Below are 25,350 nucleotides of genomic sequence, written 5' to 3'. Positions count from 1 at the left end.
ATATGACACCCAGCTAATGTTGTCCCTGGGGGTCTTGGCCCGGGTCGCGCACCCCCCCCCCCCCCCCGCCCCCGCCCCCCCCGCGCGCCGCGGGTGGGCCGCCCCCCCACTGGGGGTGCCGGCCCTCCGGCGTGCGACGGGACCGGTGGGGCCGCGCTCTGGCGGGCCGCCTGGAAGGGTCCCCCGGGCCGCCTGGAGGGATCCCCCGGGGCTCAGAGGCGGTGCGCGGCGCCCGCCGGGCTGGCGCCCCGGGTGTCCAGCAGCAGCTGGGCCTTCACCGCCAGGCCCTGCAGGTCGTACGTGCGGTGGTGCTGGAGCAGGACGGTCAGGTCGGCGTTCGCGGCGGCCTCGTACAGGGACTCGGCGCGGGGCACCGGCTGGTCCCGTACGCGCCAGCCCGTGATGTACGGGTCGTGGTAGCTGACGAGCGCGCCCAGGTCGAGGAGCCGACTGGCGATCTCGCGGGCCGGGGAGCCCTCCTGGTCGGCGAGGTCGGGCTTGTACGTGACGCCGAGCAGCAGGACGCGGGCCCCGCGGGCGGACTTGCCGTGCTCGTTCAGCAGGGCGGCGGACCGCTGGATGACGTACTGCGGCATCCGGTTGTTGATCTCCTGCGCCAGACCGATCATGCGCAGGGGGTGGCCCGGGGTGCGGGTGGTGTGGGGGAGGTAGTTGGGGTCCAGGGGGACGCCGTGGCCGCCGACGCCGGGGCCGGGGCGGAAGGCCTGGAACCCGTAGGGCTTGGTCTCGGCGCAGCGGATCACGTCCCACAGGTCGACCCCGAGGTCGTGGCAGAGCACCGCCATCTCGTTCATGAGGGCGATGTTCACGTGCCGGTAGTTGGTCTCCAGGAGCTGCACCGTCTCGGCTTCGCGCAGCCCGCGGGCCCGGACCACCTTCTCGGTGAGGCGGGCGTAGAAGGCCTGCGCGGACTCGGTGCAGGCGGGGGTCAGGCCGCCGATCACCTTGGGGGTGTTGGAGACGTTGTGCGTCCGGTTGCCCGGGTCGAGCCGGCTGGGGGAGTAGGCCAGGTGGAAGTCCCGGCCGGCGCGCAGCCCGGAGCCGGCTTCGAGGATCGGGCGGAGGTAGTCCTCGGTGACGCCGGGGTGCACGGCGGATTCGAGGATCACGGTGGTGTGCGCGCGCAGCCGGGCGGCGAGCGCGTGGCCGGCCTCGCCGACCGCGGAGAGGTCCAGAGCGCGGTCGGCGCCGAGCTGGGTGGGCGCGCAGATGACGGCGGTGCGGACCCGGCCGAGCTCGGCGGGATTGGTGGTGACCCGGAAGCCGGCCGCCGACATGCGGCGGATCTCGGCGGCGGTGAGGGTGGAGTCCGTGACCGGACCGCTGTCGTAGCCGACCGTCTCGATCCCGGCGGCCACGGCCGCCTGGGCGAGGGGGAGGCCGAGATGGCCGAGTCCGATGACGGCGAGATCTGCGGGCATGGGGGTGCCGTCCCTTCCCTGACGTGAGGGGGCTGCGGTCGCGAGCCCTGCGGACGGATGGAGCCCAGAGGGCGCTGGCGCAATGTCAGACTAGGCGTATATATGACAGATATGTCGCATTCTGGGATGGTCGCCACCGTTGTGTTGTCCACAGGCGGTGGCTGATGTGGATGCGTGCGGTCAGAATCATGGGGCGGGGATGTGAGCGGGATCACCCGCACGACGCGGGAAGTACCCGCACCAACGGGAGGCAGCCGTGAGGACAGCGACACTGGGCCCGGCACAGCGCGCCGAGGCGCTCGCCCGAATGGCCGAACGGGAACTGGACGTGCTCGTCGTGGGCGCGGGAGTGGTCGGCGCCGGAACCGCGCTCGACGCGGTGACCAGAGGCCTGTCGACGGGCCTGGTGGAGGCGCGGGACTGGGCGTCGGGCACCTCCAGCCGCTCCAGCAAGCTGATCCACGGCGGCCTGCGGTACCTGGAGATGCTCGACTTCGCCCTCGTGCGGGAGGCGCTCAAGGAGCGCGGCCTGCTGCTGGAGCGCCTCGCTCCGCACCTGGTGAAGCCGGTGCCCTTCCTGTACCCCCTCCAGCACAAGGGCTGGGAGCGGCTGTACGCGGGATCGGGCGTCGCGCTGTACGACGCGATGTCCGTCTCCAGCGGGCACGGCCGCGGCCTGCCGGTGCACCGCCACCTGTCGCGGGCGCGCGCGCTGCGCGTGGCGCCGGCCCTGCGCAAGGACGCCCTGGTCGGGGCCCTGCAGTACTACGACGCCCAGATGGACGACGCCCGGTACGTCGCCACCCTGGTGCGCACGGCCGCGGTGTACGGGGCGCACTGCGCCAACCGGGCGCGGGTGGTCGGCTTCCTGCGCGAGGGCGAACGGGTGGTCGGGGCGCGGGTGCGGGATGTGGAGGGCGGCGGGGAGTACGAGATCCGCGCACGGCAGGTCGTCAACGCGACGGGCGTGTGGACGGACGACACCCAGGCCCTGATCGGGGAGCGCGGGCAGTTCCACGTGCGGGCGTCGAAGGGCATCCACCTGGTCGTGCCGAAGGACCGGATCCATTCGAGCACCGGGCTGATCCTGCGGACGGAGAAGTCGGTGCTGTTCGTCATCCCGTGGGGCCGGCACTGGATCGTGGGGACCACGGACACCGACTGGGACCTGGACAAGGCGCACCCGGCGGCGTCGAGCGCCGACATCGACTACCTCCTGGAGCATGTGAACTCGGTGCTGGCCGTCCCGCTGACGCGCGACGACGTCCAGGGCGTGTACGCCGGGCTGCGGCCGCTGCTGGCGGGGGAGTCGGACGCGACGAGCAAGCTGTCGCGGGAGCACACGGTGGCGCATCCGGTGCCGGGGCTGGTGGTGGTCGCGGGCGGCAAGTACACGACGTACCGGGTCATGGCGAAGGACGCGGTCGACGAGGCGGTGCACGGGCTGGACCAGCGGGTGGCGCCGTGCGTGACGGAGGACGTGCCGCTGGTGGGGGCGGAGGGGTACCGGGCCCTGTGGAACGGCCGCGCCGGGATCGCCGCCCGGACGGGGCTTCACGTGGTGCGGGTGGAGCACCTGTTGAACCGCTTCGGGTCGCTGACGGAGGAACTGCTCGACCTGATCGCCGCCGATCCGGGGCTGGCCGAGCCGGTGTCCGGGGCGGACGACTACCTGCGCGCCGAGATCGTGTACGCCGCCTCGCACGAGGGGGCGCGGCACCTGGACGACGTGCTGACGCGGCGGACCCGGATCTCGATCGAGACCTTCGACCGGGGGACGCGGTCCGCGCGGGAGTGCGCGGAGTTGATGGCGCCGGTGCTGGGATGGGACAAGCAGCAGATCGAGAAGGAAGTGGAGCACTACGAGAAGCGGGTCCAGGCGGAACGGGAGTCGCAGCGCCAGCCGGACGACCAGACGGCGGACGCGGCGCGGCTGGGGGCTCCGGACATCGTTCCGTTGTAAGTCCGGGATGCGGAAGGCGGAACCGCGGACCCCGGGCGCCCGTCCGTTGCGGAGTGAGGAACAATGAGGGTTCTGCCGGGGCGGGTTACCGCGGGGCCCGGTCGCTGCCGGGGCTGCCGGAGCAGGCGGCACGATCGCAGAGGGGACGCATGTCGAAGCCGGAGCACACCGAGTCGCCTGCCGGGACGCCTGGCGGCTCGCCTGCCGGGTCGCCTGCGGGGTCGCCTGCGGCGAAGCCCGCGGGGTCCGAGGCCAGGGGTACGAAGGCCGGAGCGCGTGCGCCGAAGCCCGGACCTGCGAAGCCGCTGCCCCCCGAGGCCGTTGCCGCCGGGCCCGCTGAACCGGACGCCGAACCGGCCGGACGTGACGCCGGGTCGGCCGGGCCCGCGGACTCGCGGCCCGCTGACGCGAAGTCGGCGGCCGGTGCGGAGTCCGAGGGTGCGGAGCCGGTATCTGGCGCCGCACCTGCTGACGCGGAGTCGGTATCGGGCGGCGGACCGGCTGACGCGGAGTCGGCACCCGCGGGGCCCGAGCCCGCGCGGCCCGCGGCGGCGAAGGCCGCGTCGAACGAACCCGAGGACGCGAAGCCCGCGACGCCTGCGGCGGCGAAGGCCGCGTCGAACGAACCCGAGGACGCGAAGCCCGCGGCCGGTGGGCCGGGGCTGACCGGGGCCGACGCCCAGAGCGCGGAGTCGGCGGCCGCCGACGCGGGGGCGAAGCCCGTGCGCGTCGCTCCGGCGGAGCCGGAGGCGGACAACGCCGCCGCCGCGCCGGAGCCCGAGGACGCGAAGCCGACCCCCGCCAGGCCCGCTCCCGCGAAGGCCGTGCGCGCGAAAGCCGTGCCCGCCAAGTCGCTCGCCGCGAGGGCCGTTCCGGGTACAGCCGCGCCCGCGAAAGCCGTTCCCGCCGAGCCGGCTCCTGCCGAGGCCGTGCCCACGCCGGCCGCCTCCGCGAAGGCCGTTCCCGCCGAGGCTGCACCCGTCCGAGCCGAGTCGGCCAAGGCCGCGCCTGCTGAGCGCGCGCCCGTCGCGGCCGGGAAGGGGCCGGCCGGGGCGAAGGGTAAGCCGGGTGCCGGGAAGGCCGGGGCGGCGGACGAGGGGCGGCTGCTCGCCGGGCGGTACCGGCTGGGCGAGGTGCTCGGCAAGGGCGGCATGGGCACCGTCTGGCGGGCCGAGGACGAGACCCTGGGTCGGACCGTCGCCGTCAAGGAGCTCCGCTTCGGCCACGGTGTCGACGAGGACGAGAAGCGCCGCCTCATCACCCGTACCCTCCGCGAGGCCAAGGCCATCGCCCGGATCCGCAGCGGCGGAGCCGTCACCGTCTACGACGTCGTCGACGAGGACGGCCGGCCGTGGATCGTCATGGAGCTCATCGAGGGCCCCTCCCTCGCCGAGTTCATCCGGGAGAACGGACCCCTCACCCCCCGCCGCGCGGCCGAGGTCGGCCTCGCGGTCCTCGACGTGCTCCGCGCCGCGCACGGCCAGGGCATCCTGCACCGCGACGTGAAGCCCTCCAACGTGCTCATCGCCGGCAACGGCCGCGTCGTCCTGACCGACTTCGGCATCGCGCAGGTCGAGGGTGACCCCTCCGTCACCTCCACCGGCATGCTCGTCGGCGCCCCCTCCTACATCTCCCCCGAGCGCGCCCGCGGCTACAAGCCCGGACCGCCCGCGGACATGTGGTCGCTCGGCGGCCTGCTGTACGCCTCGGTCGAGGGCGTGCCCCCGTACGACAAGGGTTCCGCGCTCGCCACCCTCACCGCGGTGATGACGGAGCCGGTCGACCCGCCCAAGAACGCCGGGCCGTTGACCGAGGTCATCTACGGGCTGCTCGCCAAGGATCCCGCCGAGCGCCTCGACGACGTACGCGCCCGGGCGATGCTCGCGGCCGTCCTCGACGCCCCCGAGCCCGTCACGGCCCCCGTGCCGGCCCCGGCCGCCGACGAGACCCGGCAGATCTCGCTGTCGCAGGCCAAGGAGGCCGCGGAGAAGGCGACCGCGGAGAAGGCCGCCGAGAAGGCGGCGAAGAAGGAGCGCGAGCGCCGCGAGCGCGAGCAGCGCGAACGCGCCCGCGCCGCGCTGAAGTCGGCCCGCAAGGCGGCGGCCACCGCCGCAGCGACGACGGCCGCCACCGCCGCGGAGGCCCCGGCGGCCAAGCCCGCACCGGTGGCGGCGCCGCTCACCGACGTCCTGCCGCGCCGTACGATCGCGCTGGCGATAGTCGCCCTGGTCGTGGTGCTCGCGGCGGTCGGCTCACTCGTCGTCTGGGCCCTCAGCGGTGACGGCGAAGGCGGCCGCAAGGACGAGGGCAAGGGCGGCGGAGCCACCCCGTCCGCCTCCGGCGTTCCCTCGCCGGGCGGCTCCGCCCTGACCTCCCCGAACCCCGGTGAGCAGGGGGCCGGCGCCAACGGCGGGACGAACGGCTCGACCGACGGCACGAGCAGCGGCACCTCCGCCGGCCAGCAGGGCCAGGGGCAGGGCCAGCAGACCGCCGGCACCGCCCAGGGCCAGGGCCAGGGACAGGCGCAGGGCCAGGGCAACGCTCCCGGGACTCCCGGCGGCGCGCTCCCGGCGGGGTACGTACAGATAACGGACCTCGGCTTCCGCTTCTCGATGGCGATGCCCGAGGGTTTCCGCCAGACGGACACGGCGGGCAGGAACTCCGGCGCCATATACAGCCGCGACGGCGGCTTCCCCAGGATCCAGGTCGACTTCAACGCGACCCCCGGCGACGACGCCCGCCGCGCCTGGGAGAGCCTGGCCCCCGCCGTGCAGGACAGCAGCACGGCGTACCGGCTGATCGGGATCAACCCCACCAGCTACAACAACTACCCGACCGTCGCGGACTGGGAGTTCGAGCGGGAGCAGAAGGGCGTCAAGGTCCGCGTCCTCAACCGGGGCTTCAAGGTGGACGCGAACCGCGGCTACGCCATCATGGTCACCTGCGCGGCCGACCAGTGGGACGGCCCCGAGTGCACCCAGATGCGCAACACGGCCTTCCAGACCTTCCAGCCGCTGGGCTGACCTCGGGACGCGGGCGCCCCCGGCGACGTATCGTGGCTGCCGGGGCCACGGGGGGCCCCACCGCATCTCGGGGGAGGCGACGTGGAGGACTACGCGGGCCGGATCCTGGCTCACCGCTACCGCCTGCCGCTGCCGCCGTCGGACGAGTACGAGCTCGTCGAGACCCGGGCCTTCGACACGCGCAGCGGGCAGGAAGTCCTGGTACGGCAGGTGCCGTTGCCGGAAGTGGTGGACGCCGAGCTGCTGGACGGACACCGGGCCCCGGCGGCGGGGCGCCGCTCCCCGGCGGATCTGCCCGCCGTGCGCCGCGCGATCGACGCCGCGCAGGCGGCCGCCGCGATCCCGGACCATCCCCGACTGGACCAGGTCTTCGACGTGTTCGCCGAGGACGGGTCGCTGTGGATCGTGAGCGAACTGGTGCCGGCCCGCCCGCTGGCCGCGCTGATCGCCGACGAGCCGATGAGCCCGTACCGGGCGGCAGAGGTGGCGGCTGACGTCCTGACGGCCCTCAGGGTGCTGCACGCGCACGGCTGGACCCACCGGAACATCACCGTCCGGACCGTCCTGGTCTGCGACGACGGCCGGGTGATGCTCACGGGCCTGGCGGCCGGCGCGGCGGAGGAGGCCCTGTGCGGGTACGACCCCGTACCGGGGGCGGAGGGCGGCTTTGACGCGAGTGGCGGGTGGGGCGACGACGGTCCCGTACCGGCGGTGGCACGGCGGCCCGGTGCCGAGCTCGCCCCCCGGCCGGAAACCGGGGACGAGCGGCCCGACGCGGCGGAGCCGCCCGGCTACGCGCCCCTCGTGGCTCCCGGGTACGACACCGGCCCCCGCTACCGCGACCACATCACCCCCGACCGGCCCGACGGGCGAGCCGAGGACCGGCCCGACCCGCAGGCGGCGGCGCGGGCCGGGGCCATCGCCGCGTACCGGGCCGGGACCCGGGCCGCCGCCGCCCGCGTCACCGAGCAGCGCAGGACCGGGAGCGACCCCGCGCCGGAGCCGCGGCCCGAGGGGTCGAACCTCCCGCAGGGGTACTCGTACCCGTACGGCGGCCCGGACAGCGCGGCCGCGGCCGCCTCTCCCGCCGTGCCCTGGCACGGTGCCGTTCCGCGCCGCGAGGCGCTGCCCCCGGCCGCGCCGGAACCGGCATCCGACGCGTCGGCGCAGGAGTACGGCTACGCGCAGGAGTACGGCTACGCGCAGGAGTACGGGTACGCGCAGGAGCCGCCGGCCGGCGACGGGCCGGCCGAACCGCGCTCCGGACTCCCCGCGCAACTCGCCCTGCCCCAGGGCTACCAGCAGGCCGAACCCCCGTCCGGCCGCCGGCAGCCCGACCCCCTGACCGCGCCCGCCTCCCTGACCGCGCCCGCCCCCCTGACCGCGCCCGCGCCCGACCCCGCGCCGCCGTACCCCGGCACGCCGTGGCCCAGCGCCACCGGCGCACTCCAACCTCCGCCCGGCGGCGCGGAGTCCGCCCCGCCGCGGCCGCAACTCCCCTCCCGCGCGCCGGAGCACGGCCCCGGTCGGTGGGAGCCGCCGTCCCCGCGCCCCGCGGCCGACCCGGGCCCGCTCCTCGGCCCGGTCCCCGGCGCGGGCGGTCCGGGGCCGCAGCCCCCGGCCGGGCCCGCCGGGGGCGGCTGGGGCGGTCCGCGGACCGGGCTCGACGCCGAGCGGGCGCGGCAGACGCGGATGGCGGTGGTCGGGGCGGTCACCGAGAGGTGGGCGCCCGAGCAGGCGGCCGGTCCCGTGCACGGGCACTGGCAGCTGGCGCCGCCCGTCGGGCCCGCCACGGACCTGTGGGCGCTCGGCGCCCTGCTGTACCGGGCCGTCCAGGGGCACGCCCCGTACCCCGAGGACAGCGTCGCCGAGCTCGTCGAGCTGGTCTGCGCCGAGCCCCCCGCCTTCGCGGAGGAGTGCGGTGCGCTCCGCCCGGTCGTGGAGTCGCTGCTGCGCCAGGACCCCACCGAGCGGCCCGACTTCGAGGAGCTCCGCGGCTGGCTGCGCTCCCTCGTGCGGTCCGCTCCCGAGCCGGACGCCGGCCTCGGCGTGCTCCCGCCGGTGGAGCCCGACCCGGCGCGGCTGCCCGTCGTACGCCGGCGCGGTGACCTGCACGGGCGCCACCGCAACCCGGCGGCCTCCCGCAAGCCCCGCGCGCCCCGCGCCCTCGGCCGGATGCTGCTGCTGGGGATCCTGGTCCTGCTGGCGGGGGCGGTGGCGTACGCCATGCTGTTCATGCCGCGCTCCGGCGCGCCCGCGACACCCGGCGGCGCCGCCGGCACGCCGACGCGCCAGGCCCCCACGCAGGAGCCCTCCCGGACCCCCGCCGGCACGCCCGAGTCCAAGCCGGCGCCGCAGAGCACCGTCACCACGCCCGCTCCCGGCACCGGTTCCCAGCCGCCCGCGCCCGCCCCGGAGGGCTACACCAACCAGCAGGACCCGGAGCACTTCGAGATCGCCGTCCCCCAGGGGTGGGAGCGGCGCGGCATCAACGAGTCCGGCCAGGTGCGCTACACCGACGGGCAGTTCGTGCTGACCGTCGTCCCCGGCCGGGACAAGGTCGAGGGGAATCCGGACCCGGCGGCGTACCAGAAGGACAAGGAGCAGGAGCTCACCCCGTACCGGACGTCCACCTGGTCCACCGTCAGCGAGGTCAAGAGCACGAAGGTCGGCCAGCAGCTGCGGGCCACCGGCAAGTACACGTGGATCGACGGCACCGGCCGCAATGTCGTCGCCCGCAACTTCGTCGTCGCCCTCGGCGGCAGCTACCACGTCGTCATCGTGACGGGCCCGCAGGACGACGAGGGCAAGGTCACCGAGGTCTTCGAAAAGGCCACGGCGAGTTACCGGGCGGGGGGCTGAGCGGCGGCTGACGCCGAATCAGTACGGCGATTGCGTCACAGTGCTGCCTTTCGGTGCCCGTGCGGTTCCGGCAGTGCCCGCAGGATCCGTAATCTGGCCTGAAGTGCGGAGAGCGGCGGGGTGGAGTGGAACAGCAGACAGGTGGGGGCGCCGTCCTGGCGGGCCGGTACCGGCTCGTCGAGCCCATCGGCCGCGGCGGCATGGGCAAGGTGTGGCGCGCGCACGACGAGATCCTCCACAGGACGGTGGCCGTCAAGGAACTGACGGCGGGTCTGTACGTCTCGCAGGCCGACCGGGACGTCATGCACGCCCGGACCCAGAAGGAGGCCCGGGCGGCGGCCCGGATCCAGCACCCCGCGGTCGTCACGGTCCACGACGTGCTGGAGCACGACGACCGGCCGTGGATCGTCATGGAGTACATCGACGGCCCCTCGCTCGCCGAGGCCGCCAAGGCGGCAGGGCGGATCGAGCCCCGCGAGGCGGCCCGGATCGGGCTGCACGTGCTGGGGGCCCTGCGGGCCGCGCACGCGGTCGGCGTACTGCACCGGGACGTGAAGCCGGGCAACGTCCTGCTCGCCAAGGACGGGCGGGTGCTGCTGACGGACTTCGGGATCGCCGCGATCGAGGGCGACTCCTCCATCACGCGCACGGGTGAGATCGTCGGCTCCATCGACTACCTGGCCCCGGAGCGGGTGACCGGCGGTGTGCCCGACCCGGCCTCCGACCTGTGGTCGCTGGGCGCCACCCTGTACACGGCGGTGGAGGCGCGCTCGCCGTTCCGCCGCACGTCGCCCATCTCCAGCCTGCAGGCCGTCGTCAACGACGAGATGCCGGCGCTGCGCCAGGCCGGCGCCCTGGGGCCGGTCATCACGGCCCTGCTGCGCAAGGACCCGGTGGAGCGCCCGTCGGCCGCCGAGGCCGAGCGGATGCTGCTGGAGGCCATGGAGGGGCGGGAGCCGAAGGCGGCGCAGGCGTACGTGCCGACGCGCCCGGTCACCCCGGCGGAACTGGCCACGGCCCAGGACCCGGGCGAGCCCCCCGCCGACCCGGCGCCCGGTGGAACCGGCGCCGACGAGGCTCCCGCCGGGTCCGGCGGGAGCGGCCGTACGGCCGCGCTGCCCGAGCAGCCGGGGCCCGCCGCCGCATCCGTGCCCGTACCCGCGCATCCGGCCGCCGGCCGGGTCAGGCGCGCCGCCGCCGTCGCCCTGGTGGCGGCGCTGATCGGCGGCGGCGGGGTGTTCGGGGTGCTCAAGTACACCGACGGCGTGGACAAGGGCGGCAGTTCCGACAGATCGGCTTCCGCGCCCGACCTGAAGGCGGACGAGGACGCGAAGTCCGCGCCCCCGGCCGGCTGGAGCAGGGTCACGGACAAGGAGGGGTTCACCCTCTTCGTGCCCGACGGCTGGCGGCGGCAGGTGGACGGCAACCAGATCGACTACACGCCGGACAACGGCAACCACTACATCCGGATCGCCCTGGACCCGACGCCGGACTACGACAACCCGTACATGCACCTGCTCGACCTGGAGAAGCAGGTGCGCAAGCGGGCGGAGTACAAGCGGCAGCTGCTGGACCCGAACACCTTCCGGGACAGCATCCGGGCGGCGCTGTGGGAGTTCACCTGGACGGAGAAGGGGACGCTCGCCGGGCCGCGGCGGGCCATCGAGCAGATGTACATCGCCCCGGACGGCACCGAGTACGCGGTGTACATGTCGAGCCCCGCCGCCGACTGGGACACCACGCGCCAGCAGTTCGACATCGTGCTCAGCGGCTGGCGCCCGGCCGGCGAGGCGGGCTGACCCCCTCCGCCCCGATGATCCTGCCAGCGATCGCTGGCGGAAATGTCAAAATCGGGTTACCGACGGGTACCCAAAGGCCTCGCGGCGCAATACGCTCACCGCCATGACGGACTCGCAGGCCCCCGACGCCCCCCTCCGCACCGCACCGGCGCCCACCAACCCGGTCGCTCCGGCCCCGGCCGGCGCGCGCACCGCGGCCGACGTGGTGACCCCCGCCCTGGTCGCCCGGCTGACCCGCGGCGTGATCGGCTCCGGACGCACCGCCAACCACACCCCCTTCACCGGGGACCGGCTGGCGGAGCTGCCCGAGGCCACCCCCGAGGACGTCGCCGAGGCCTTCGACCGGGCCCGGGCCGCACAGCCCGCCTGGGCGGCCGTGCCGGTGCGGGAGCGGGCCGCCGTACTGCTCCGCTTCCACGACCTGGTCCTCACCCGGCAGTCCGAGGTCCTCGACCTCATCCAGCTGGAGACCGGCAAGGCCCGCCTGCACGCCCACGAGGAGGTCCAGGCGGTCGCCGTCGCCGCCCGCCACTACGGCCGCAAGGCCCCCTCGTACCTGCGGCCCAAGGGCCACACGGGCGCCATGCCGACACTTACCAAGGTCACCGAGCTGCGCCAGCCGCGCGGGGTGGTCGGACAGATCGCCCCCTGGAACTACCCGCTGGAACTGTCCGTCGGCGACGCCCTGCCGGCCTTCGTCTCGGGCAACGCCGTGGTCATGAAGCCCGACACCGAGACCGCGCTGACCGCCCTGTGGGCCCGCGACCTGCTGATCGAGGCGGGCCTGCCCGCCGAGGTCTTCCAGATCGTCCTCGGCGAGGGCCCCGTCGTCGGCCCCGAGGTGGTCCGGCACGCGGACTACGTCTCCTTCACCGGCTCCACCCGCACCGGCCGCGAAGTCGCCCGCGGCGCGGCCGACCGCCTGGTCGGGGTCTCGCTCGAACTCGGCGGCAAGAACGCCATGCTCGTGCTGCACGACGCCGACATCGAGAAGGCCGCGGCGGGCGCCGTCCGCGCCTGCTTCTCCTCCGCCGGCCAGCTGTGCATCTCCATCGAGCGGCTCTACGTCCACGCCTCCATCGCCGACGCGTTCGTCGAGCGGTTCGCCGCCCGCACCCGGGCCATGCGCCTGGGCAGCTCCCTCGCCTACGGGGCGGACATGGGCTCCCTGGTCGGCGAACGCCAGCTGGAGACCGTACAGCGGCACGTCGACGAGGCCGTGGCCAAGGGCGCCACCCTGGTCGCCGGCGGCACCGCCCGGCCCGACATCGGCCCGCTGTTCTACGAGCCCACCATCCTCGACGGCGTCGAGCCCCCGATGGCCGTGTGCGGCGAGGAGACTTTCGGCCCGGTCGTCTCCGTCTACCGCTTCACCGACGAGGACCAGGCCGTGGCGGACGCCAACGCGACCGCATACGGGCTCAACTCCAGCGTCTGGACGAAGGACGCGCGCCGCGGCCACGCCGTCGCGGCCCGCCTGCGCACCGGCACCGTGAACATCAACGAGGGCTACGCCCCCGCCTACGGCAGCGCCCAGGCGCCCATGGGCGGCATGAAGGACTCGGGCCTCGGCCGCCGCCACGGCTCCGAGGGCATCCTCAAGTACACCGAGGCCCAGACCGTCGCCCACCAGCGGCTGCTCCCGATGGCGCCCTCGCTGGGCATGGACGACGAGAAGTACGCGGCGTTCATGACCCGCAGCCTCAAGGTCATGAAAGCCCTCCGACTCCGCTAAGGGGTACCCGTGTCGTACGAGCACCACAGCGACAGCGACGGCGACGGCGACGACGCCGTGCACGAACGTGCGTACGACTACGACGTCGTCGTCATCGGATCCGGCTTCGGGGGGTCGGTCGCGGCCCTGCGCCTCACCGAGAAGGGCTACCGGGTCGGCGTCCTGGAGGCAGGGCGCCGCTTCACCCGCGAGAGCCTGCCGAAGAACAGCTGGGACCTGCGCAACTACCTGTGGGCCCCGGCCCTCGGCCTGTACGGGCTCCAGCGGATCCACCTGCTCGGCAACGTGATGGTGCTCGCCGGCGCCGGTGTGGGCGGCGGCTCGCTCAACTACGCCAACACGCTGTACGTGCCGCCGGCGGCCTTCTTCGAGGACCGGCAGTGGGCGTCCATCACCGACTGGCGCGGGGAGCTGGCCCCGTACTACGACCAGGCCAAGCGGATGCTCGGAGTGCGCCTCAACCCGACCCTGACCCCCTCCGACGTGCACCTCAAGGCGGCCGCCGCGCGGATGGGCGTGGCGGACTCCTTCCACATGGCGCCGGTCGGCGTCTTCTTCGGCGACGGGGACGACGCCGAGGGCGGGTGGCGGGTGCGGCCGGGGGAGGAGGTCCCCGACCCGTACTTCGGCGGGGCCGGCCCCGCCCGCAGCGCCTGCACCGAGTGCGGCGAGTGCATGACCGGCTGCCGGCACGGCGCGAAGAACACCCTGGGCGAGAACTACCTGTACCTAGCCGAGCGGGCGGGCGCCGTCATCCACCCGATGACCACGGTCACCGCACTGTCCGAGGACCCCGAGGGCGGCCACCGCGTCCGCACCGTCCCCACCGACAGCCGCCGCCGCGGCCGGGCGAAGGTGCTGCGCGCCCGCTACGTGGTCGTGGCGGCGGGCACGTACGGCACGCAGACCCTGCTGCACGCCATGAAGGACCGGGGCGAGCTGCCGTACCTGTCGCAGCGGCTCGGCGAGCTGACCCGGACCAACTCCGAGGGACTGGTCGGCGCGCAGACCGACGACCGCCGCTACCGCGAGCGGCACGGCGCCGACCGGGCCGACTTCACCCGGGGCGTGGCGATCACCTCGTCCGTGCACCCCAACGCCGACACCCACATCGAACCGGTCCGGTACGGCAAGGGCTCCAACGCGATGGGGTTCATGACCGTCCTCCAGGTGCCCTACAGCCCGCACCGGGTCCGTGCCTGGCTGGGCCGGACCCTGCGCCACCCGCTCCAGCTGGCCCGCTCGCTGTCCAACCGGCGCTGGTCGGAGCGGACCATCATCGGCCTGGTCATGCAGTCGGTGGACAACTCCCTGACGACCTACCGCAAGCCCGGCGGGCTCGGGAAGGGACTGCTCACCGCCCGGCAGGGCCACGGCGCCCCCAACCCGGTGCAGATCGCCGAGGCCACGCAGGCGGCGACACTGCTGGCGGAGGAGATCAACGGCTTCGCGGGCAGCAACATCGGCGAGCTGATGGGCACCCCGCTGACCGCCCACTTCCTCGGCGGCTGCCCGATCGGCGCCTCGCCGCAGGAGGGCGTGGTGGACCCGTACCACCGCCTGTACGGGCACCCGGGCATCTCGGTCGTGGACGGCTCGGCCGTCTCCGCCAACCTCGGGGTCAACCCGTCGCTGACGATCACGGCGCAGGCGGAGCGGGCCATGTCGTACTGGCCGAACAAGGGCCAGCGGGACCCGCGCCCGCGGCAGGGCGCGGCGTACGTACGGCTCGCCGCCGTGGAACCGGTCGCCCCGGCGGTCCCGAAGGAGGCCTTCGGCGCGCTGCGGCTGCCGTTCCTGGGGATCCCGGAGGTACCACCGAAGCGGGACCTCTGAGCCCTCCCGCACGAGGACGCCGACCGGGCGGGTACCGCGCTCCCCCTCCGAGCGCGGTACCGGCCGCGGTACATCAGTGACAGGCGGTCCCCTCGGAAGGTTGTACCGGAACCGGCGCCACCGGGCTGTGGCCTCCATCACGCGGCGAAGCGCGCCGTCGAGCCGGGCCCTCGGGGCCACCCCGGCGCCGAGCGGCTCGGCGTCCCCGTCGGTCACCCGAGCAGCGGGCCTTCGTCGCCGCCGGCGGGCACCGGTCAGGGGTCCGCTATCGGACGCGGCCCCGGCACAGCTCCAGCAGGGTCATCGCGAGGGCGGTCCCGGGCTTTCCGAGGGCATCGCTCCAGTGGGAGAGCACCTCCATCTCGCGCGAGAGGTGCACCCGCCGCCCGCCGGTGGAGATCCGGGCGTCCTGGATGACCGTCGAGACGGCCATCCGCTCCTGGATCAGGCCGATGATCCGGTCGTCGAGGGCGTCGATCCGCTCGCGGGAGTCGGCGATCAGCTGCTCGGGGGCGACGGTGGTCGTGGTCATGGTCATGGTCGGTCTCCTGTCGGGTGGGGCCCGCAGGACGGGGAACGCCGGAGCGCCCCGGTCCTGTCGGACCGGGGCGCTCTGGGAAGTCAGCGGCTCAAGCGAGCATCACGATGACCCATGGCGACCGGACCGGCCGGTGCCATAGGTAAAGAGGAAGCTCAGCTGCTTGCGCATGGAACGGATTATGGCCTTCCGTCCCCCTGCCGGCCAAGCCGGTTCGGATGGTGAGACGAAACCGGCCCTACGGCCCCCGTTAGAATCGACAAAACAGCCACCTCTTCCGCCGGAAGGCCGTCCCGTGCCAGAAGCACCCTCCGCCGCCCACGACAGCGCCCCGGACACGGTCCTCGTCGTCGACTTCGGCGCCCAGTACGCCCAGCTCATCGCCCGCCGCGTCCGCGAGGCCCGGGTCTACAGCGAGATCGTCCCCAGCACGATGCCGGTGGCCGAGATGCTGGCCAAGGACCCCAAGGCGATCATCCTCTCCGGCGGCCCGTCCTCCGTGTACGAAGAGGGCGCTCCCACCATGGACCCGGCCCTGTTCGAGGCCGGGGTCCCCGTCTTCGGCATGTGCTACGGCTTCCAGCTGATGGCGGTCACCCTCGGCGGCCAGGTCGACAACACCGGCGCGCGCGAGTACGGCCGTACGCCGCTCGCCGTCTCCCGGGCCGGCTCCACCCTCTTCGAGGGGACCCCCGCGAACCAGTCGGTGTGGATGTCCCACGGCGACGCCTGCTCCGCCGCCCCCGAGGGCTTCTCCGTCACCGCGTCGACGGACGTCGTCCCGGTCGCGGCCTTCGAGAACGACGAGAAGAAGCTGTACGGCGTGCAGTACCACCCCGAGGTGATGCACTCCACGCACGGCCAGCAGATCCTGGAGCACTTCCTCTACCGGGGTGCGGGCCTCGCCCCCACCTGGACCACCGGCAACATCGTCGAGGAGCAGGTCGCGGCCATCCGCGAGCAGGTCGGCGACAAGCGCGCCATCTGCGGCCTCTCCGGCGGCGTGGACTCCGCGGTCGCCGCCGCGCTCGTCCAGAAGGCCATCGGTTCGCAGCTGACCTGCGTGTACGTCGACCACGGCCTGATGCGCAAGGGCGAGACCGAGCAGGTCGAGAAGGACTTCGTCGCCGCCACCGGCGTGCAGCTGAAGGTCGTCGACGCCCAGGAGCGCTTCCTGAACGCGCTCGCCGGCGTCTCCGACCCGGAGACCAAGCGCAAGATCATCGGCCGCGAGTTCATCCGCGTGTTCGAGCAGGCCCAGGCCGAGATCATCGCCGAGGGCGGCGCGGACGTGGCCTTCCTCGTGCAGGGCACCCTGTACCCGGACGTCGTCGAGTCCGGCGGTGGCACCGGCACCGCGAACATCAAGTCGCACCACAACGTGGGCGGGCTCCCCGACGACATCGAGTTCGAGCTCATCGAGCCGCTGCGCCAGCTGTTCAAGGACGAGGTCCGGATGGTCGGCCAGGAGCTCGGCCTCCCGGACGAGATCGTCCAGCGCCAGCCCTTCCCCGGCCCCGGCCTCGGCATCCGCATCGTCGGAGAGGTCACCAAGGAGCGCCTGGACCTGCTCCGCGAGGCCGACGCCATCGCCCGCCACGAGCTGACCGCGGCCGGCCTGGACCGGGAGATCTGGCAGTGCCCGGTCGTCCTGCTCGCGGACGTCCGCAGCGTCGGCGTCCAGGGCGACGGCCGGACCTACGGCCACCCGATCGTGCTGCGCCCCGTCTCGTCCGAGGACGCGATGACCGCGGACTGGACGCGCATGCCGTACGAGGTGCTCGCCAAGATCTCGACCCGCATCACCAACGAGGTGGCGGACGTGAACCGCGTGGTCCTCGACTGCACCAGCAAGCCGCCGGGCACCATCGAGTGGGAGTAGTCCCGGCCCCCGGCCGGGCCCCTGCCCGGGCCCTCGCCTGAACGAGCCGAAGCCGCCGTCCCCGCTGTCCGGGGCGGCGGCTTCGTCGTTTCTCTGTTCTCCTCGGCCCGCCGCCGGTACCTTGCGCCGCGTACCGAGCCGTGGCGGTCGCCCAGCCGTGCGCTGGGAGTCGAGGGATCGAAGGAGGGGCCATGCCGGACCAGCCCGCAGCCGGGACCGCGCCCGCACCCGCCCCGGTCCCCGTGGACCGGTTGCGGTTCGAGATGCCGCCGGTCCACGCCGACCCGGCCGACGAGCGCGCGTACCGCAAGGAGCGGCTGGCCGGCGCGCTGCGGCTGTTCGGCGGGCTCGGCTACGAGGAAGGGGTCGGCGGGCACGTCAGCGCGCGCGACCCGGAGTTCGAGGACTGCTACTGGGTGAACCCCTTCGGGCGGTCCTTCGGCGGACTGGGCGCCGAGGACCTGCTCCTCGTCGACGGGGACGGCCGGGTCGTCCGGGGCGGGCGGCGGGTCAACCAGGCCGCCTTCGCCGTGCACGCGGCCGTGCACCGGGCCCGCCCCGAGGTGGTCGCGGTGGTCCGCGCGCAGGCCCCGTACGGCAGGGCGCTCGCCGCGCTCGGCGAACTGCTCGCCCCGATCACCGAGGAGGCCTGCGCCTTCTACCAGGACCACGCGCTGCTGGACCAGTACACGGGCGGCGCCCCCGACCCGCAGGAGTGCCGGCGGATCGGGATCGCGCTGGGGCCGTACAAGGCGCTCGTACTGCGCCACCACGGGCTGCTGACCGTCGGCGGCTCGGTGGACGCGGCGGCCTGGTGGTTCCTCGCGGCGGAGCGGGCCGCGCGGGTGCAGCTGATCGCGCGGGCGGCCGGCAAGCCGGTCCTGATCGAGCACCGGGCCGCGCTCGCCGCCCGCGAGCGGTTCGGCACCGACCTGGCGGCCTGGGTGAACTACCAGCCGCACGGGGAGCGGGCGGCCCGGCGCGACGCCCGGGACGACCTGGTGCCCTGACCGCCCCCGCACCCTCCGTAAGGCGACCGCGGGACCCGCCCCCGCACCGGTCGCGGCGGATGGCGTCAACATCATGAACCGTTAATCACCTGCTCTGACATCGTGCGCAATCCGGAGCACTGCCGCAGTGGTGCACAATTCGCTGGCATTGCACCGTAGTTCAGAGAGGCGGCACGTTCGTGGCTGTCCAAGAGATGTCCCGAAGTACCCATGCCGGCGGCTGCACCTGCGACGACTGCCCGCACGGCGCCCGCGAGGGCCACCGCCGCGCCGTGGCCGCGTTCCTGGAGAAGCGCGACGAGTTCGCCGCCGGGCAGGGGCTGCCCGCGGCCGTGGCCCACTCCCTCGGCGCCTCCCGCCAGTGGGTCTCCGACGAGCTGACCCTGTCGGCCCGCACGGTCGCCGACCGGGGCCGGGAGGCCGGCAACTCCTGGCTGTACCTGTTCTCCCGCCGGGCCGTGCTCGCCGTGTGGATCGCCGCCGGGATCCTGCTCCTGGTCCAGGTCGGCACCGCGCTCGGCACCGGCTGGTCCACCGCCCGGACGGCCGCCCTGCTGGCCGCCGCGGGGCTGGCCGGGCTGCTCACCGTCGCGGCCCGCGCCCAGTCGCTGCGCGGCGGACTGCTGGCCCCGCTCGTCGGCGAGGACAACCGGCTGTCCACCTCGAAGGCCGTACCGGGCGCCTGGGTGGTGCTGACGGCGTTCGCCGCGCTGCTGCCCGCGCTGCGGCTCGCGGCCTCGCAGCCCGGCCCCGAGCGGGAGGCCCTGTACGCGGGCCTGGCGCTGGGCCGGGCGCTGCCGCTGCTGGCGGTGGTCGCCCTGACATCGGGGGTGGCGGTCCTGGTCCGCCGGGTGGTCTGCGTGCGCATCATGGGCCAGCGGCTCCAGAAGCTCCCCGCCGACCGGCCGCGCGGGGCGGACCTGCTGACCGACGACGCGGGCCGGGGCAGCTTCCCGGACGCGCAGTACGTGCTCGTCTCCACGGTGGTGCTGGCCTACGCCGGGGTGTCGCTCGCCCGCTTCCCCGACCAGCTGCCCCGGCTGCCGTGGGCGCTGGCCCTGCTGGTGGCGCTGTCCGCCGCCGTGTACCTGGCCGCCAAGTACGCGGAGGGCAGCCGCCCGCTGGTGCTGTCGGTGGTCCGCAGACGGGAGCCCGGGGACCTGGACTCCGCCGTCCGCCCCGGGGACGACATCGAGATCCGGGGTGTGGGCTTCGTGCCGCCCGGGGGGCAGACGCCGGAGATGCTGGCGCGACTGGTCGTGCGGATCGGGCCGGTGCACGTGCACGTACCGCTGGTCCCGGTCGCCGGCGGGTTCACCAACCCGTCCGACGCCGTGCTGACGGTCCCGGTCCCGGCCGAGGTGGAACCGGGGCGCGTCGAGATCCAGGTGGTGACCGCCGCAGGAGTGGAATCCAACCGCTGCACCATCGACGTGGCCGAGTGAGGGGGATACATATGACCCATGACCCGAACCGATGTTCTGCCCGCTGATTCCGCCCGGTCGTCCGAGGGTCTGCGCGCCCGCGCCGCCCGGTACGCGCTGCTCCCCCTGCGGATCTTCCTCGGTGTGACCTTCGTGTACGCCGGCGTGGACAAGCTCACCGACTCCGCGTTCCTCTCCGTCTCCGGCGACGGCTCCATCGGCGACCTGATGCGCGGGGTGCGCGACACCTCCGCGATCCCCGCCCTGGTGGACCTGGCACTGAAGGCCCCCGTGGGCTTCGCCGTGTTCCTCGCCGTCGCGGAGATCCTGGTCGGCCTGGGGGCCCTGGCGGGCCTGCTGACCCGGATCGCCGCCCTCGGCGGAGTGCTGATCTCGCTCAGCCTGTGGCTCACCGTGTCGTGGGCGGTGACCCCGTACTACTACGGCAACGACCTGGCCTACCTGATGGCCTGGACACCGCTCGTCCTCGCCGGGGCGCCCTACCTGTCGCTCGACGCCCGCGTCCGGTCGCGGGTGCGCATGTCGCGGCGGACCGCGTAGGTCACCAGCCCCACCAGCGCGGCGAGCGACAGCCCGCCCACGGCGAGGGGAACGACGGCGAACCACGGCAGATCCACCTCCCCGGAGCTGTCGAGGAGGTACAGCACGCCCGCCAGCAGCAGGGACAGCCCCGCGACCAGCCTGCCCGGCTGGAACTCATGACGCCGCACGGGCCACCTCCACCTGTCCCACACCCGCGCCGAGGCGCAGCTCGATCGTCCCGCCGGCCTCGGTGCCGGCCTCCGGGGGCAGGGTCGCCCGCCGGTTCTGCCCGCCCACGTGCTCGATCCGGTCGGCACGGTCCCCGGGCAGCTGCACGTCGCCCAGCCGGCGGATGGTGACATCCACCTCGGCCGTGACCTCCCGGGGCACGACCACCTTCAGCCGGCCCGCGTCGACCGACGCGTCCACGGCCACGGTGGTTCCCCTCGGCACGTCCAGGCGGCTGAGGTCCAAGGTGGCCAGACCCGTGCCGGCCTCGTACACGGGCCGGACCTCGGCGACCGCCGCCGGCCGCCACTCGACCCGCCCCCAGTCCGTGCCGACCTCGCGGGGCAGCACCGCCGCGCCCGCGAGCAGGGCGGAGGTGAGCACCGCCCACACCACCGTGCCGAAGCCCGTACGCCCGAACAGCGAGCTGACCACGAGGCCCAGCCCGAGGACGGCCAGGGCGGCCGAGAGCCCCGTCTGCAGGGCCGCGCCGAGCGGGTTGCCCTCCCAATCGGCGGCGGTGCCCGCGCAGCCGGCGATCAGCGCCAGCAGGAACACCCGGCCCCCGATGCCGCCGCGCGGGCGGGGCCGGGACGGGCGCGCGCCCGGCGCGGCCGCGGCCCGCACGTCCGCGGCGGGGACGCCGTCCCCGGCGACGGCGTCGGCCGGACCCCACAGGTAGCCCGTGGCCCCGACCGGGCCCGTGGTGCCGTCCTTGACCAGGGGGTCGCGCCACCAGGACGGACCGCCGGGAGCCGGCGGCGCCTTCGTCTCCGGCGGCGCGGGGGAGTGCGCGGGCCGCTGCGGGTCGGGGGCCAATGCCTCCGGGGCGGCTGCCTGCCGCCGCCGCTGCGACCAGTAGGCCGCCCCGCCGAGCCCCAGGACCACCAGCACGGAGAAGATCGCGAGGTCGCCGTTGTCGATCATCGACAGGAACAGCGCGCAACCCACCAGGGCGGCGAACACCGCGGCCAGCGTGGCGCCCTCGACGCGCCCCGTCAGCACCTTCTTCGCCTCGCTGTCCTCCTCGCCCTCCACCGGGAGCAGCAGCCACGCGAAGCCGTAGAAGATCAGGCCGACGCCGCCGGTCACCGCGAGGACACCGAGGACGATCCGGAACACCACCGGATCCAGGTCGAAGTACCGGCCCAGGCCCCCGCACACGCCCGCGAGGACCTTGTCGCTCCTGCTGCGGCGCAGCGGCGGCCGGTCCCCCGGCGGCCGGTGCGCGCCGGGGCCGGCCGGCGGCGCCTCGTGTACGTCGGTCATGGGTCCATGGTGACGGGCCCCCGCCGGCCGCGGCATCCGGCCCTACCCTGGCGCAACCCTGATATCCCCCCGACAGAACTGGGGGGAGGCCCTGATGCCCGGCCCGCCCCGGGCGTGTGACCATCAGTGGCATGCCCGCAGCCACGTCCCGCGTTCCGCACGCACCGGAACCCCCGCTGGAGCCCGCACCGCCGCGCAAGCTCTACCGCAGCGCGGACGGCCGGATGCTCGGCGGTGTCGCGCGCGGTCTCGCCGGGCACCTCGGGCTGCCCGTGATCTGGGTCCGGCTGACGTTCCTCGGGCTGTTCATGTTCGGCGACGGACTGGGCGTGCTGCTGTACGCCGCGTTCTGGGTGTTCGTACCCCTCGGCGTCGGCGGCCGGGCCGGGCACCGCTCCTACTTCGAGACCCTCCCCGACGGCACCCGGAGGCTGCGCAAGCCCGACCGCGGGCAGCTCACGGCGCTGATCGCCCTGTTCATCGGCGCCGGGATCTTCATCTCCAAGGTGCAGGTGGGCGGCGAGTCCGGCCGGTACGTGTGGCCGACGCTGCTGGTCGGCGCCGGTGTCGTCCTCGTGTGGCGGCAGGCCGACAACGCCCGCCGCGCCCACTGGAGCGCGGCCGCCGGCCGCCGCGGACGGCTGCTCCAGACCGCCCGCGCGCTGGCCGGAGTCGCCCTGGTCGGCGTCGGCCTGACCGTGTTCATCGTCGTACGCGGCTCGGCGGCCCAGCTCGGAAACGTCCTCACCGCCACCCTCGCCGTCCTCGTCGGCGTCGCCCTGCTCGCCGGCCCCTGGCTGATCCGGATGACCCAGGACCTCTCCGAGGAGCGCCTGATGCGCATCCGCGCCCAGGAGCGCGCCGAGGTCGCCGCCCATGTGCACGACTCCGTCCTGCACACCCTCACCCTGATCCAGCGGGGCGCGGAGGACGCCGGCGAGGTCCGGCGCCTCGCTCGGGCCCAGGAGCGGGAGCTGCGGAACTGGCTGTACAGGCCCGAGGGCACGGGCAAGGACGAGGCCGAGGAGCCGGACACCCTCGCGGAGGCCGTGAAGAAGACCGCCGCCGAGGTGGAGGACCACCACGGAGTGCCCATCGAGGTCGTGGTCGTCGGCGACTGCCCCCTGGACGAACGGCTCGCGGCGCAGGTCCAGGCCGCGCGCGAGGCCATGGTCAACGCCGCCAAGTACGGTGGCGAGGGCGGGCCCGTGCAGGTCTTCGCGGAGGTGGAGGGCCGGACGGTGTTCGTGTCCGTACGCGACCGGGGACCGGGTTTCGACATCGACGCGGTACCGGACGACCGCATGGGCGTACGAGAATCGATCATCGGCCGGATGCAGCGCAACGGCGGGACCGCACGGCTGCGGTCCGCGCCCGACGGCGGCACGGAAGTCGAGCTGGAGATGGAGAGGGCGGCGAACGCAGCATGACCGAGGACGCGGGCACGAACGAGACCGACAGCGGAGGCGCCGAGGAGACCCGGCGCGTGCGGGTGGTGCTCGTCGACGACCACCGGATGTTCCGCGCGGGCGTCCAGGCCGAGATCGGCGAGACTGCGCGGACCGGCGTGGAGGTCGTCGGCGAGGCCGCCGACGTCGACCAGGCCGTCACCGTCATCACCGCCACCCGCCCCGAGGTGGTCCTGCTCGACGTGCACCTGCCCGGTGGCGGCGGGGTCGAGGTGCTGCGCCGCTGCGCCCCGCTGATGGCCGCCGCCGAGAACCCGGTGCGGTTCCTGGCGCTGTCCGTGTCCGACGCGGCGGAGGACGTCATCGGAGTCATCCGCGGCGGCGCGCGCGGCTACGTCACCAAGACCATCACCGGGGCCGACCTGGTGCACTCGGTCTTCCGGGTGCAGGACGGGGACGCGGTGTTCTCGCCGCGGCTGGCGGGCTTCGTGCTCGACGCCTTCGCCTCGACGGACGCGCCGCCGGTGGACGAGGACATGGACCGCCTCACCCAGCGCGAGCGCGAGGTGCTGCGGCTGATCGCGCGCGGCTACGCGTACAAGGAGATCGCGAAGCAGCTCTTCATCTCGGTCAAGACGGTCGAGTCGCACGTCTCCGCGGTCCTGCGCAAGCTCCAGCTGTCCAACCGGCACGAGCTGACCCGCTGGGCGACCGCCCGCCGCCTGGTCTGACCCCGGCCGTCGGCCCGCTCCCCGGCGGTGTGATCCACACCGCAGGGGAGCGGGGGAACCCGGCCGAGACGCCCCGTACTCTAGGTCTGCGTGATGAGCCTGACCGGGACCCCCCTCTTCGTTACGGCGATCGTGTTGACCGCGATCGCCGTTCTCCTGCCCCTGCCCCTGTGGAGCAAGGTGCGCGGGCCCGCCGTCGTACGCGGTCTGACCCGTGTCCTGATGATGGTGTTCGCCCAGGCCACCGCCATCGCGCTGGTCTTCATCGGGCTGAACCAGCAGATGAACTTCTACACCTCCTGGGGCGACCTGCTCGGCACCGGCACCTATGTCACGGCCGCCCCCGACCTCGGCCCCGACGGGCTCGGCGGGAAGAAGGCGGAGGCCGAGCCGAAGGTGCGCCAGGAGTTCACGCCGGTGGAGGGCGTCCCCGGACGGGTCCGCAAGACCGAGCTCGACGGCAAGATCTCCGGAGTCAGGGGCGAGGTCATGGTGTGGCTGCCGCCGCAGTACGACGACCCCGCGTACAAGGACAAGAAGTTCCCCGTCATCGAGCTCATCCCGGGCATACCGGGGACCGGCAAGTCCTGGTTCCAGGGCGTCAAGGCGCACGAGGTGCTGGAGCCGCTGATGAAGAGCGGCAAGGTGCAGCCGTTCATCCTGGTCTCCCCGCGCGCCATGCTCGTCGGCAACGGCGACAGCGGCTGCGCCAACCTCCCCGGCAAGGTCAACGCCGACAGCTGGTTCAGCGTCGACGTCCGCAAGATGGTCGTCGACAACTTCCGGGCGTCGGACGAGGCCCGCACGTGGGGCGTGGCCGGGTACTCGGCGGGCGCGTACTGCGCCGCCAAACTGGCCGTCGCCCACCCCGACCGCTACAGCGCGGCCGTCTCGCTCTCCGGCTACAACGACCCCGGCCAGGAGCCCTCCTCCCTGGTCGCCCAGGACCCGGAGCTGCGCCGTACGCACAACCTGAAGGCCCTGCTCCAGGCAGCGCCGACACCGCCGGCGGTCGCGCTGTGGATGTCGGGCGCGGAGCAGGACGGGTACCTCTCCGGCATGGACCTCAAGGCGGTCGCCAAGACCCCGACCGTGGTCCACGCGGAGAAGGTGACCGGCGGGCACAACCTCGACTCGTGGTCGAAGCAGCTCCCGCAGACCTTCGGCTGGCTGAGCCAGAAGGTCAAGGCGCCCTGAGTCGTCCTTCGGGATCCCGCCGGGCTCACGCCGGGCGGGAGGCACCGGCCCACGGCATCGAGTCGATCGGGGCCACCCGGACCGTCGAACCGGGCCGAGGGGCGTGGATCATCTGGCCGTTGCCGATGTACAGGCCGACGTGGGTCACACCGGAGTAGAAGAACACCAGGTCACCCGGGGCGAGCTGGTCGCGGGCGACGCGGCGGCCCGCGTTGATCTGGGTGTAGGTGGTGCGGGGCAGCGAGACCCCGGCCGTCCGCCAGGCCGCCTGCGTCAGGCCCGAGCAGTCGAAGGACCCGGGACCCGTCGCGCCCCACACGTACGGCTTCCCGATCGCGCCGTGCGCGAAGGACACCGCGCGGGCGGCGCGCGAGCCGTCGGACGGCGGCGGGGGCGCGGACCGCGGTGCGGCCGCCGGGGCCGCGGCCCCCGCGGTGGCCGCCGCAACCGCTCCCGCGG

The 25,350-nt window shown here is 74.3% G+C and carries 18 protein-coding genes; 13 read left to right on the top strand and 5 right to left on the bottom strand.

From position 1 onward, the window contains the following. Nucleotides 1-212: 212 nt before the first annotated feature. Nucleotides 213-1,442, bottom strand: coding sequence for a nucleotide sugar dehydrogenase (locus tag ACFWUQ_RS25955; RefSeq protein ID WP_384542519.1), 1,230 nt, complete (start codon nucleotides 1,440-1,442; stop codon nucleotides 213-215). Between the two features lie 256 nt (nucleotides 1,443-1,698). Between ACFWUQ_RS25955 and ACFWUQ_RS25950 the strand changes: the two genes are divergently transcribed. The 6 genes from ACFWUQ_RS25950 to ACFWUQ_RS25925 all read left to right on the top strand — a co-directional run bounded on the left by ACFWUQ_RS25950 (nucleotide 1,699) and on the right by ACFWUQ_RS25925 (nucleotide 14,660). Further along, nucleotides 1,699-3,405: a glycerol-3-phosphate dehydrogenase/oxidase gene (locus tag ACFWUQ_RS25950; protein ID WP_384542516.1), complete on the top strand. Its 1,707-nt coding sequence runs from the start codon at nucleotides 1,699-1,701 to the stop codon at nucleotides 3,403-3,405. 722 nt (nucleotides 3,406-4,127) lie between these two features. Beyond that, complete coding sequence (locus tag ACFWUQ_RS25945; RefSeq protein ID WP_384542513.1) at nucleotides 4,128-6,428, top strand: protein kinase; 2,301 nt, start codon at nucleotides 4,128-4,130, stop codon at nucleotides 6,426-6,428. Nucleotides 6,429-6,509: 81 nt separating this feature from the next. Continuing rightward, on the top strand, nucleotides 6,510-9,290 hold the full coding sequence (locus tag ACFWUQ_RS25940; RefSeq protein WP_384542510.1) for a protein kinase: 2,781 nt from the start codon (nucleotides 6,510-6,512) through the stop codon (nucleotides 9,288-9,290). A 125-nt stretch (nucleotides 9,291-9,415) separates the two neighbouring features. Then, nucleotides 9,416-11,089 carry a protein kinase gene (locus ACFWUQ_RS25935; protein WP_384542506.1) on the top strand — a complete coding sequence of 558 codons (1,674 nt, stop codon included), beginning with the start codon at nucleotides 9,416-9,418 and terminating at the stop codon, nucleotides 11,087-11,089. Between the two features lie 103 nt (nucleotides 11,090-11,192). Then, nucleotides 11,193-12,824, top strand: a complete 1,632-nt coding sequence (locus tag ACFWUQ_RS25930) for a succinic semialdehyde dehydrogenase (RefSeq protein WP_384542504.1) — start codon at nucleotides 11,193-11,195, stop codon at nucleotides 12,822-12,824. A 9-nt stretch (nucleotides 12,825-12,833) separates the two neighbouring features. Next, nucleotides 12,834-14,660 carry a GMC oxidoreductase gene (locus ACFWUQ_RS25925; protein WP_384542501.1) on the top strand — a complete coding sequence of 609 codons (1,827 nt, stop codon included), beginning with the start codon at nucleotides 12,834-12,836 and terminating at the stop codon, nucleotides 14,658-14,660. Between the two features lie 265 nt (nucleotides 14,661-14,925). Here the strand turns inward: ACFWUQ_RS25925 and ACFWUQ_RS25920 are convergent, their stop codons facing one another. Beyond that, on the bottom strand, nucleotides 14,926-15,198 hold the full coding sequence (locus ACFWUQ_RS25920) for a chorismate mutase (protein ID WP_384542498.1): 273 nt from the start codon (nucleotides 15,196-15,198) through the stop codon (nucleotides 14,926-14,928). A 295-nt stretch (nucleotides 15,199-15,493) separates the two neighbouring features. Between ACFWUQ_RS25920 and guaA the strand changes: the two genes are divergently transcribed. The 4 genes from guaA (at nucleotide 15,494) to ACFWUQ_RS25900 (ending at nucleotide 20,075) form a co-directional block, all read left to right on the top strand. Further along, nucleotides 15,494-17,080: a glutamine-hydrolyzing GMP synthase gene (guaA, locus tag ACFWUQ_RS25915; RefSeq protein WP_384542496.1), complete on the top strand. Its 1,587-nt coding sequence runs from the start codon at nucleotides 15,494-15,496 to the stop codon at nucleotides 17,078-17,080. A 191-nt stretch (nucleotides 17,081-17,271) separates the two neighbouring features. After that, complete coding sequence (locus ACFWUQ_RS25910; protein ID WP_384542494.1) at nucleotides 17,272-18,090, top strand: class II aldolase/adducin family protein; 819 nt, start codon at nucleotides 17,272-17,274, stop codon at nucleotides 18,088-18,090. A gap of 194 nt (nucleotides 18,091-18,284) precedes the next feature. Beyond that, complete coding sequence (locus tag ACFWUQ_RS25905) at nucleotides 18,285-19,535, top strand: hypothetical protein (RefSeq protein ID WP_384542492.1); 1,251 nt, start codon at nucleotides 18,285-18,287, stop codon at nucleotides 19,533-19,535. 18 nt (nucleotides 19,536-19,553) lie between these two features. Next, nucleotides 19,554-20,075, top strand: a complete 522-nt coding sequence (locus ACFWUQ_RS25900) for a DoxX family protein (protein ID WP_384542489.1) — start codon at nucleotides 19,554-19,556, stop codon at nucleotides 20,073-20,075. Here ACFWUQ_RS25900 and ACFWUQ_RS25895 read toward each other — a convergent pair. Then, nucleotides 20,015-20,245, bottom strand: coding sequence for a hypothetical protein (locus ACFWUQ_RS25895; RefSeq protein ID WP_384542486.1), 231 nt, complete (start codon nucleotides 20,243-20,245; stop codon nucleotides 20,015-20,017). The genes ACFWUQ_RS25900 and ACFWUQ_RS25895 overlap by 61 nt on opposite strands. Next, on the bottom strand, nucleotides 20,232-21,554 hold the full coding sequence (locus tag ACFWUQ_RS25890) for a PspC domain-containing protein (protein WP_384542484.1): 1,323 nt from the start codon (nucleotides 21,552-21,554) through the stop codon (nucleotides 20,232-20,234). The genes ACFWUQ_RS25895 and ACFWUQ_RS25890 overlap by 14 nt, the downstream gene beginning before the upstream one ends. A 131-nt stretch (nucleotides 21,555-21,685) precedes the next feature. Here ACFWUQ_RS25890 and ACFWUQ_RS25885 point away from each other — a divergent pair, with 131 nt between their 5' ends. The 3 genes from ACFWUQ_RS25885 to ACFWUQ_RS25875 all read left to right on the top strand — a co-directional run bounded on the left by ACFWUQ_RS25885 (nucleotide 21,686) and on the right by ACFWUQ_RS25875 (nucleotide 24,891). Next, the gene (locus tag ACFWUQ_RS25885; protein WP_384542482.1) at nucleotides 21,686-22,984 is read left to right on the top strand and encodes a PspC domain-containing protein; all 1,299 of its coding nucleotides are present in this window, start codon (nucleotides 21,686-21,688) and stop codon (nucleotides 22,982-22,984) included. Beyond that, the gene (locus ACFWUQ_RS25880; RefSeq protein WP_384542480.1) at nucleotides 22,981-23,694 is read left to right on the top strand and encodes a LuxR C-terminal-related transcriptional regulator; all 714 of its coding nucleotides are present in this window, start codon (nucleotides 22,981-22,983) and stop codon (nucleotides 23,692-23,694) included. The genes ACFWUQ_RS25885 and ACFWUQ_RS25880 overlap by 4 nt, the downstream gene beginning before the upstream one ends. Nucleotides 23,695-23,787: 93 nt before the next feature. Further along, nucleotides 23,788-24,891 carry an alpha/beta hydrolase gene (locus ACFWUQ_RS25875; protein ID WP_384542478.1) on the top strand — a complete coding sequence of 368 codons (1,104 nt, stop codon included), beginning with the start codon at nucleotides 23,788-23,790 and terminating at the stop codon, nucleotides 24,889-24,891. 25 nt (nucleotides 24,892-24,916) lie between these two features. Here the strand turns inward: ACFWUQ_RS25875 and ACFWUQ_RS25870 are convergent. Continuing rightward, on the bottom strand, nucleotides 24,917-25,350 hold a 434-nt coding region (locus tag ACFWUQ_RS25870), incomplete at its 5' end, for a C40 family peptidase (RefSeq protein ID WP_384542476.1).

Origin of the sequence: Streptomyces sp. NPDC058662 (assembly GCF_042716255.1) — a bacterium.
GTDB lineage: Bacteria > Actinomycetota > Actinomycetes > Streptomycetales > Streptomycetaceae > Streptomyces.
This window is presented reverse-complemented; position numbering and strand designations above follow the sequence as displayed.